The organism is Shewanella sp. SR43-8 (assembly GCF_014163775.1).
GTDB classification, from domain to species: Bacteria; Pseudomonadota; Gammaproteobacteria; order Enterobacterales; family Shewanellaceae; genus Shewanella; species Shewanella vesiculosa.
Map to the genome: position 1 here is coordinate 124,566 of NZ_JACJDX010000001.1, position 9,932 is coordinate 134,497.

Below are 9,932 nucleotides of genomic sequence, written 5' to 3' on the forward strand. Positions count from 1 at the left end.
TCAATCTAACTTAACAAGTTTGAAACATTCTACAAGTTTTGTTTACGCATTTAGCCTGTTCGCGGTTGTCATTGCCAGTTGTTTGCTATTTACCTCATCAACGCTGATACTGAATTTGTTTACCACACCATTACAAGGAATCCTTTAAATGGACACTACATCAAATGATCTTAGCCATTTATTTATGCAACTAGGTTTACCGCATGATCAAGTGGGTATCGATGACTTTGTTATGCAAAATAAGCTTGCTAAGCATACGTTAATAACCGATGCAGATTGCTGGAATCCAGGCCAAAAAGCATTTTTAAAAGAAGCATTACGAGAAGACGCCCAATGGTCAGAAGTGATTGACCAATTGGACGTAATGATGCGCGCTGAAATGTAATTAATTTTTGACCTTATAACAGCGCCATTATCTCATCAGATTTGTTTGTAGGCGGTGTTACCCCAACCGACTAAAACATCATCGCGAAACACAATGGGCGTGCATTCATCTTTGGTTGTTTTACCATCGCCTTGCGCCCATTGCGTTCGGTAAAACATGACCTTGATAGACTGTTCCCCTTGGTTTTCAGTCGGCTTAATATAAGCTTCGCTGAAATCGGCGGTGCCCATTAGAGTTATCACTTGATCACTCGTCATCCCCATAGACAGTTTGCTCAACAGTTCACGATTCTTATCTTGTTGAACTTGCCAATAGTCAGCACTTTTAGCCGATTCATGATCACCGACACTGATAACACAACCACTTAGCCCTACTGATGTGGCAATAATTAATCCAGCTGTGATAAGTTTTAATTTCATGTTGCATCCTTTTTGTTAAAATAAAATCCGCATTGTATTTACAGTTCCTTTAAGCCAGAATCGTGCCAAAAATTAAAACGCTGATTTATATATCTTTATTTTTATATTTAATAAGAATTAGTTAATCTCACACCACCGAATTAAGGAATTTAACCAACAATGAGTCCAATTGAGCAAGTACTTGCCGCGGCTAAATCGATTGCTAACAATGGAAATACTCCCTGTTTGGCACTGATTAAAAGCCGTTTAGGAAATAGCATTCCAATGCCTACCCTAATCCAAGGTTTACAACAGTTTAAGGCGTTGCCAAAATCCGAGTGGCAACACATACCAGAATTAGCCGATATTGCCGCTGTGGCTGACCAACCTGCAGATAATAACGTGGATCTTACCGATGTTATTCAGCAGGTCATGAGTCTGCAACAACACGTCACACTGCTCACTAAGCGAGTCGAACAGCTAGAAAATCAATTACAAGACAATGCCATTCAAAGCAATATCATTATTAATAAGGCAGACCAATAGATGTTTGTTACTGAACTGCGCTTTGAATGTTTTGCCGACACAACAATTGATACCGTAGAAAAAGCCATCAACGCTTTTCTTGAAGCCCTAAGGGCGAATGGACAAATTTTAGGCAGGGAGTTTGCCGTCGCTTTTAATGATGGTGAATTTAGAGTTCGCCTGTTGTTACCCGAAAAAACCAGCCTGGCAAATCGTTATCATAGCCCGTGGGTAAAGGTCACTTTAGCCGGATTAACCGCGGCCAAACTATTGGCTCCTAGAGAAAAGTTCATCGGCCAAGACATTAACTCTGAAGTTAGCAGCACAGAGACACCATCATGGCAGGTGTTGTATACCAGTTATGTTCATATGTGCTCACCGCTACGTAATGGCGATAATCTCTTGCCTATCCCCCTGTATCAATTACCTGCGACCTTCAATGGCGATCATAAACGCATTATAAAATGGCAAACAGAATGGCAAGCATGTGATGAGCTACAAATGGCGGCTGCCACTAAAGCTGAATTTGCCGCATTAGATGAAATCACTCGGGTAGACAGCGACCTGTTTAGACGAGGTTGGGATTTACGTGGCAGAATAGAGTTTTTAACGCAAATACCAACTTACTATTATCTGTATCGTGTCGGTGGTGAGTCGTTAGAAAGCGAATTAAACCGAGCTTGCCCACGTTGTGGTTCACATCATTGGAAACTTGAACAGCCTTTGTTAGACATGTTTCACTTTCGCTGCGAGCCATGCCGCATAGTGTCTAATATATCTTGGGACCATCAGTAAATGGAATTACTTCATTGAGTTACAAACAAATTATTTCTTATTACCGAGATTGCTACAAGGAAGATAGTGCCTCCATTAATCTTTGGAACGTCAATAAACTTAAACAAGAAGACCGTTTAATTCTTCAAGGTAAAGATGAACTAGGCACAGGTTTTTTACCTCGGCTACCTATCCCCGAAGAATTTGCCGCCCCAATGTTAAAACGGGTAGCAATGTATCAAAGAGAAAGAGTATTACTGTATGCACGGTTCTTGTTTGTCGGCAAAGTCACCATAAAAGGCGAGCTTAAAACGGTGGTATCGCCTTTGCTCTTTAGCGAAGCCACCATTGAGCAGGATAATGGTAATTGCTATTTTTCTACCCAAGCCGATGAAACTGAAATCAATGAAGCCTTACTGCAACAATTACTCCCAGAAGATAATGCGCTAGCAGAATCGCTTTTTACTGAAGAGACTCGCTCCGCATCATTTTGGACCTCATATTTTAGTAATAATCATATTGAAATAAGCTCGCTTGAATTACTCCAATATCCGAAGCTTGCTCAATACAGTGACATCAAAAAAGCACTGACAAAAAAGATCCCCAGCTTATTACCCATTTCCATGTTAATTTTTGTTGAAAGATCAAAAAGTAGCCGCGGCGTACTTCACGAATTAGACACTATCATCAATGCTAATCAGCTATCAGCCCCTATCGGTAAGCTCTTTAACCATACAATGGCAAAGTCGAACAAGGATTCCAAACCTGCGAAGCTCAAGTACGACTTTTTGCCTGGACTATTATCTGGCCCACAAAAGAAAGTCATCGCTATCGCCGCTAACAACAGTCTAGGTTGTGTGTCTGGCCCACCCGGCACAGGTAAAAGCTATACTATTGCTGCCGTTGCAGCGGAACATATGGCTCGCGGAGAGTCGGTGTTAATTGTGGCCAATAATGAAGTGGCCCTTGATGTTATTGCAGACAAATTGGCGAGTAACTTTACCTTAGGCGATGTTTCAATTAAGGCCGGACAAAAAGCCTTTTTAAAGCAGCTAAAAGACTATACCGCCGATTTGTTAGCCGGTTACTTTGCAGATGACTTGGACAACAGCCCCAAAGCAAATGAACAGGAAATTAACCAGCTAAATCGATTGCTAGGTAAATTAGAACATCGTTTTATGGCTTTCAGCCAAAAAGCCATCAGCCGAGGCTTGCGGTTGCACCAACTTGAGTTACAACAATCAAAGTGGTTAAAACGCGCTTATCTGTTTTTTATTCAAGGATCAATAAACCAATGGCACCATCAATGGCATGCATTAGATACCATTAACAAACGCACCATTGAACGTGAAACGCTTGCTTCTGACTATCTCAATGCACTTAAAAAAAACAACTTAAAAACATTAGTCAGCCAACACCGAAAGTATCTTCAAGCATTTAACCAAGCAATACGCAGTCGGACCTCCAGTAAACAACTCGCCCAGTTTGCGAAGATTGAATATGCCAAGTTATTTGCTGCATTTCCCATCTGGTTGGTGAGCTTAAATAGCCTGCACAAAGTATTACCGCTTAACAGTGAAATGTTTGACTTAGTGATTATTGATGAAGCCACGCAATGCAATATTAGCAGCTGTTTACCGGCCTTATATCGTGCAAAACGGGCACTGATTGTTGGCGATACCAAACAATTAAAACACTATTCATTTTTAGCCAGAGCTAAGCAGAATCAATTATTAAGCAAAAACAATGTGCCTGAAAACAACCAGAGCGCCATCAGTTATCGAGATAATTCTATCTTAGATTTAGCCCTAAAAACCTTAAAAACCGATAAAGAGCTGGCCTTTCTAGATGAACATTTTAGAAGTAAACCTGAACTCATCCATTTTAGTAATCAGTCTTTTTATCATTCAAGATTAAAAGTCATGCAACACCGGCCTTGTACGAGCTCAGGCCATTTGCACCTTCATCGACTAGAGGGGATCCGCGACACATCCGGCGTAAATCATCAAGAAGCACAATGCATCCTAGCTGATATTCAAGCTCAAATAACAACCGACAATAACACTGGCATAGCCCACAGTATCGGAGTCATCTCACCTTTCAGCGCTCAAGCAGAACAGATTGCCGCACTGATTGAACAGCATATTCCTCAAGCCGATATCATTAAACACAGTATTCGCGCTGCTACGCCGTTTGGTTTTCAAGGTGAAGAACGAGATATTATGTTGATTTCGTTTGCAATTGATAATAACAGTAAACATGCAGCAGCCTACCTAAACAAGGCCGATGTATTTAATGTCACCATTACCAGAGCACGTCAAAAACAGTCGTTATACCTGTCAATTGATGACTCACAATTGCCAGAAAATAATCTACTGCGGCGCTATATAGCATCAATGACCACTTTTCATGCCGAGCATAGCGTCACCTCAGAAATAGACGCATTTCAACAACAAATCATTGCAGCATTACAAGAGCAACAAATAGAAACATGGCCGGGTTATGCCATTGTTGGCACAGAAATAGATATTTTATGCCGTTATGCTAACAAGTACCTTGCCATCGATCTTATTGGCTTTCCTGGACCATGGGCTAATTTTTTCGAACTGACAACCTACAGGTTATTTGAAAGAGCAGGAGTTGAAATACTGCCACTAAGCTATGGTCTGTGGGTTGTCGATAAGCAAGCATGCATTGATAAAATAAAGTCTACGCTGTTATTACCATGACGAGAAAAGCTAAGCGGGGATGATTTATAGGATTAACCACTGTGGATGCATTAAGTATTGAAACACTCAAAAGAGCATTTCAATACTGCTGATGGTTATTTTTTACGTAAAAAATGTCGTCCCATGGTTTTGATCCGCAGCCAGATCCCAGGATGCTCAGCAACAATCTCAGCTTCTTCTATGGGTTTAACTGGTGGGGTTATTAACGGAGAGAGTTGCTGCAGAAATTCAGTTAATGATGGTGCAATCTGAGTAGTTTGTTTTTCGCCTGGTATTTCTATCCATACGCTGCCATCATCATTGTTTACGGTTAGCATTTCGTCACCATCACCTAACACGCCGATAAACCAAGTTGCTGGTTGTTTAAGCTTTTGCTTCATGATCAAATGACCAATTACATTTTGTTGCAAATTTTCAAAGTCAGCTTGATTCCACGCTTGGATTAATTCACCTTCGCCAAACGATGCAGTAAACGCCAATGGCGCTGAAAAATATTGCCCATAAAATGCATGAATATCTTGGTGTAACTGAATATTTAATGCATGCTCTACATTACTAAAGTCGCCTGTATCATCCCGTTTAACAGGTTGCCAGAATACGATTTTATCGTTATTCGTATCAAATGCACCTTGAATACATACCGAATCCTCGCCCAAAGGATAATAGCGCGGAAATTCAGATAGGGTATCTTGATAAGAATTAAGATATTTTTTAATGAAGCAATCTAATGCAGATGAACAAGACACTTAAGCCACTCGTAGTTTATAATAAAACCATATTTTGACACGGAAACCGATTAGATGACACACAATCACGACCCTTATAGTGACGCTGCAGCATTAAAAGGCCTAACATTAGGCCGTGCAACTGCTTATCAAGCTGAGTATGACGCGTCACTGCTGCAAGGGGTTCCTCGAAAACTTAACCGAGATGCTATTGAATTAAGCGGTGAACTGCCTTTTCATGGTACCGATATTTGGACAGGGTATGAATTGTCTTGGCTTAATGCCAAAGGCAAGCCTATTGTTGCTATTTTGGAAGTTCAGTTAGATATCAACAGTGTCAATTTGATTGAATCTAAGTCTTTTAAACTGTACTTGAATAGTTTTAACCAAACTAAATTTGACAGTGTAGAAGCCGTACAAGAAACCTTAAGCCGTGACCTAAGCACTTGCGCCCAAGGTGAGCTAAGCGTAAAAGTCATTGAGCCTAAGTTTTTTAATCTTGAACGTATCATTGATTTACCGGGTAGCTGTATTGATGAGCTAGACATTGAAGTTAATGAGTACGCCTTTAACCCAGATCATTTATTAGACAGCACAGACGCAGATAAGAATGTCGCTGAGACACTAAATTCTAATCTATTAAAGTCTAATTGTTTAATCACCTCACAGCCTGATTGGGGCAGCGTGATGATCCGTTATCAAGGCCCTAAAATTGACCGTGAAAAACTGCTGCGCTACTTAATTTCTTTCCGTCAGCATAATGAATTTCATGAACAATGCGTTGAACGTATCTTTGTCGACTTAAAGAAATATTGCCAATGCACTAAGCTAACCGTATACGCACGCTATACCCGCCGTGGCGGCTTAGACATCAACCCTTATCGCAGTGATTTTGAAAATCCACCAGAGTCGAACCGTCTAGCAAGACAGTAATTGCTTTTGAATTGACTGCAAAAAAGCCTTTATCTTTGATAAAGGCTTTTTTAATTAATCTACCGATCTTTTTAAGCCATATGCTCATTCTTCGCCATTCTCAGTGAGGTGTTAATACTTGCACTAGGTTCTTTTTAATAACACTTTTCGAGCAGTACTCAATGCCATTAAGCCTAGGTTTAAATGAATATAAGGCCTAAATCGATCGGTATATCATGAGCATAATACCTTCTACACACATTGATAATACACATCACAGACATCACTTAATATGGCACAAACTTTTACAATATAGCCTTGTTGTTCACAACACATTTGAACAATCGCTATGCTAATCTGCAGTCTACTCGACCACAAATGACTAACATAACCAGAGAGTTCTTATGCTCAAATCACTTTTACATACAGGTTTAATCGTGCTTTTTTTACAAAGCGCCTGCATCTCATCAAACGCTTTTGCTAACGATATCAGACAAATACCCATTGATGAAAAAGTAGTGACCGAGCATAAAGCGAAGATCAATGGTAAAACCATCCCCTATAAAGCCACGACAGGAACTCAACCCGTATGGGATGAAGAAGGTCATCCGACCGCGACCTTGTTTTACACTTATTACCAACGTACTGACGTTAAAGACGACACTAAAAGACCGTTAATTATTTCATTTAATGGTGGCCCAGGATCTGCCTCGGTGTGGATGCACATTGCCTATACTGGACCTAGAGTATTAAATGTGGACGACGAAGGTTACCCACTACAACCTTATGGCGTCAAAAATAACGACAGCTCAATACTGGATATTGCCGATATCGTTTACGTTAATCCTGTTAACACCGGTTACTCAAGAGTATTGCCAAATGATGAAGGCAAAATGCCTTCAAAAGATGAGCAACAAAAAATGTTTTTTGGAGTTAAAGCCGATATAAAATACTTAGCAGAATGGGTCACCACATTTGTATCTAGAAATGAACGCTGGCGCTCACCTAAGTATTTAATTGGTGAAAGTTATGGTACTGCAAGGGTTTCCGGTTTAGCCCTTGAACTGCAGAACAATCAATGGATGTATCCTAATGGGGTTATCTTAGTCTCACCCACAGATCTTGGTATTGAGCGAAATGGTCCTGTAAAGGCAGCTAATCGCTTACCCTATTTTGCCGCTGCAGCTTGGTACCACAAAGCACTTGATACTGATTTACAGCAACAAGATTTAACACCGATTTTAGCTGAGGTAGAGCAATTTACCTTAAATCAATATCTACCAGCACTCGCCAAAGGCAGTTTTATTGATCCAGATGAAAAGCTGCGCATTGCCCAACAAATTGCTCATTATTCAGGGCTTAGCCTAACGGATGTACTGCAAAGTAATTTAGATATCGACACTGATTACTTTTGGAAATCCTTATTGCGTGACCGCAAGCAAACCATAGGTCGTTTAGATTCACGTTATATCGGTATCGATGAAAAAGTCGTTGGCGCAAGTCCTGACTATAATGCAGAGCTTACCTCTTGGCTTCACAGTTTTACTCCAGCAATTAATGATTACCTGCGTACCGAACTGAACTATAAAACTGATATAAAATACAATATGTTCGGACCAGTTCATCCGTGGGATAGAAGCGGTAATAAAACCGGTGAAAATTTACGCATGGCAATGGCGCAAAACCCATACCTCAATGTGATGATCCAATCGGGTTATTATGATGGTGCAACTAATTATTTTGATGCTAAATACACCATGTGGCAGCTTGACCGCAGTGGCTTAATGAAAGACAGGTTATCATTTAAAGGCTATCGCAGTGGCCACATGATGTATCTTCGTCACGATGACTTAAAGCAATCAAATCAAGATTTGCGCCAATTTATTAACTCCACATTACCAACAGAACAACAAGCGGCAAAATACTAGTCGTGTGAAGAAGGTATTAATTGCGCCAAGGATATTATCGACATCGTTGGCGCTTTTATGTGCAGCAAAGACTGAGATTGCATATCACCAATACACACGCTGAAGCGGTAATATGGGCTTAATCGGCCAAAGTAAAACTGCCATTGCGGCTCGTGATAATCGAGCGCTGAAAAATGGATATAATCACTCGCTGCGATAGTAGGATATTGCTCATTAACAGCTTCAAACACGCTATTAGCAGCAAATGTAAACCCAAAAGAGGTTAACGACTGCGCCAGCCCTTTGCCTGTTGCTTTAATAAAGGCCTCTTTCAACGCCCATAAATCAAAAAAACGTTGGCGTTGTAACTCAAGCGGCAATGCCATCAAATCTTCTATTTCAACAGCAGAAAAGTAGTGATTCAAAATAGCTTCTATTTTGGTACTGCTGCGTTCACGCTCAATATCAACACCAAATGACAAGGCTGTTTCAGCGGCATATGCTTGCTTATTACTGACAATGCCGATCATTAGCCAATCGCCGCTATGGCTCAAATTAAAATGCAGCCCAGTTTGAACCAATAAGTCTTCGCTAAGCGCCGGTTTACCTTTAGCACCATAGCTAAAACGCCACTCAAAAGGTTTTAAATCACTATGAAGTGACATAATAGCCCGAAGCGCTAAACGCACTTGTAAACCAGTATTGCGCGCCGATTCACTTCTGTAACGACTAACCTTAGCAACCTCGTCATCGGTTAACCAATTTAAGGCTAAACCAGCCTCATAATCTGCAGCACAAAGCGCGCCATCCAGTGGCACAAAATAAATATGTGGCTGAAAAAGCGGCTGAGATGAGTTTATAGGAGATGAAACAGACATTAAAACAAACAAGGCTCTATTAAAGGTTAATACCGTTAAATTACCTCAATAAGCTCGATTCAGCGAGGAATTTGTCAAACTCCCTGTATCACGACGGGTACAAGTCAGTATAGTTAACCTGATAATCGTTATGTTAACTTTTACTGTTGATGATTAGTGCTAATTCATCAACAATCATCACGACCACAACATCGAAAGCTTGAACATTTATGCGCATAGTCAGCCTAGTCATTATATTATTGTTAGCGTTATTCAGCTCAAACGCTGCATTTGCCCAATGGCACCATCAGCAAAGTGGCGATTAAATCAAGCGAACTCAATAACCCCAAGTTAGAGCGTCAATTAACCTTAGTATTGCGTTTAATCAACTTCCCTGCCGAAAGTGTCGCTGTAATGACCACCATCTGGGCCATTGATTTCTTTCCAAGTTAATTGGCTTTAAAAACCGATAAAATTGTTCCCAAGCCGTTAATGAGACAGCTCGTTAGCGGCTTTTTACTCAAATAATATACCGCTTAATTGATGGCTAAATAATTGCCAAAATAACGCGGTTTCAGGGCAATTACAGCGACGATGTAAGCATTGAAACATAGCCTTAATAATCGTTTTTACCGCTCAGATCTTGTTTTTAGTCTCGGGTGATTGTATCGGAGTGAAACCTCAGGTAATCTGCTTTGTGCTAAAAAAAGCATAAATGGA

The 9,932-nt window shown here is 40.5% G+C and carries 10 protein-coding genes; 7 read left to right on the forward strand and 3 right to left on the reverse strand.

Annotation, left to right across the window (positions count from 1 at the left end; genetic code table 11):
• Nucleotides 1–148: 148 nt before the first annotated feature.
• Nucleotides 149–385 carry a DUF2789 domain-containing protein gene (locus H5114_RS00515; RefSeq protein WP_124016968.1) on the forward strand — a complete coding sequence of 79 codons (237 nt, stop codon included), beginning with the start codon at nucleotides 149–151 and terminating at the stop codon, nucleotides 383–385.
• A gap of 35 nt (nucleotides 386–420) precedes the next feature.
• On the opposite strand, the gene H5114_RS00520 is transcribed toward H5114_RS00515, so the two are convergent.
• Nucleotides 421–804: a DUF3192 domain-containing protein gene (locus H5114_RS00520; protein ID WP_124016967.1), complete on the reverse strand. Its 384-nt coding sequence runs from the start codon at nucleotides 802–804 to the stop codon at nucleotides 421–423.
• A 159-nt stretch (nucleotides 805–963) separates the two neighbouring features.
• Between H5114_RS00520 and H5114_RS00525 the strand changes: the two genes are divergently transcribed.
• The 3 genes from H5114_RS00525 to H5114_RS00535 are packed head-to-tail and all read left to right on the forward strand — an operon-like array spanning nucleotide 964 to nucleotide 4,811.
• Nucleotides 964–1,329 carry a hypothetical protein gene (locus H5114_RS00525; protein WP_182721927.1) on the forward strand — a complete coding sequence of 122 codons (366 nt, stop codon included), beginning with the start codon at nucleotides 964–966 and terminating at the stop codon, nucleotides 1,327–1,329.
• A complete protein-coding gene (locus tag H5114_RS00530; RefSeq protein WP_124016965.1) occupies nucleotides 1,330–2,103 on the forward strand; it encodes a Zn-ribbon-containing protein in 774 nt (257 codons plus the stop codon).
• A gap of 14 nt (nucleotides 2,104–2,117) precedes the next feature.
• Nucleotides 2,118–4,811 (forward strand): ATP-binding protein, encoded by a 2,694-nt coding sequence (locus tag H5114_RS00535; RefSeq protein WP_182721928.1) that lies wholly within the window; start codon nucleotides 2,118–2,120, stop codon nucleotides 4,809–4,811.
• A 95-nt stretch (nucleotides 4,812–4,906) separates the two neighbouring features.
• Here the strand turns inward: H5114_RS00535 and syd are convergent, their stop codons facing one another.
• Nucleotides 4,907–5,557, reverse strand: a complete 651-nt coding sequence (gene syd / locus H5114_RS00540; protein ID WP_182721929.1) for a SecY-interacting protein — start codon at nucleotides 5,555–5,557, stop codon at nucleotides 4,907–4,909.
• Between the two features lie 54 nt (nucleotides 5,558–5,611).
• Here syd and queF point away from each other — a divergent pair, with 54 nt between their 5' ends.
• Nucleotides 5,612–6,469, forward strand: a complete 858-nt coding sequence (queF, locus tag H5114_RS00545) for an NADPH-dependent 7-cyano-7-deazaguanine reductase QueF (protein ID WP_124016962.1) — start codon at nucleotides 5,612–5,614, stop codon at nucleotides 6,467–6,469.
• A gap of 383 nt (nucleotides 6,470–6,852) precedes the next feature.
• Nucleotides 6,853–8,376 (forward strand): S10 family peptidase, encoded by a 1,524-nt coding sequence (locus H5114_RS00550; protein ID WP_182721930.1) that lies wholly within the window; start codon nucleotides 6,853–6,855, stop codon nucleotides 8,374–8,376.
• On the opposite strand, the gene H5114_RS20630 is transcribed toward H5114_RS00550, so the two are convergent.
• Entirely contained in the window at nucleotides 8,373–9,233 is an 861-nt protein-coding gene (locus H5114_RS20630; RefSeq protein ID WP_182721931.1) for a 4'-phosphopantetheinyl transferase superfamily protein, read from the reverse strand. The two genes, H5114_RS00550 and H5114_RS20630, sit on opposite strands and share 4 nt — an antisense overlap.
• 294 nt (nucleotides 9,234–9,527) lie before the next feature.
• Here H5114_RS20630 and H5114_RS00560 point away from each other — a divergent pair, with 294 nt between their 5' ends.
• On the forward strand, nucleotides 9,528–9,665 hold the full coding sequence (locus tag H5114_RS00560) for a hypothetical protein (RefSeq protein WP_182721932.1): 138 nt from the start codon (nucleotides 9,528–9,530) through the stop codon (nucleotides 9,663–9,665).
• Nucleotides 9,666–9,932: the final 267 nt, after the last annotated feature.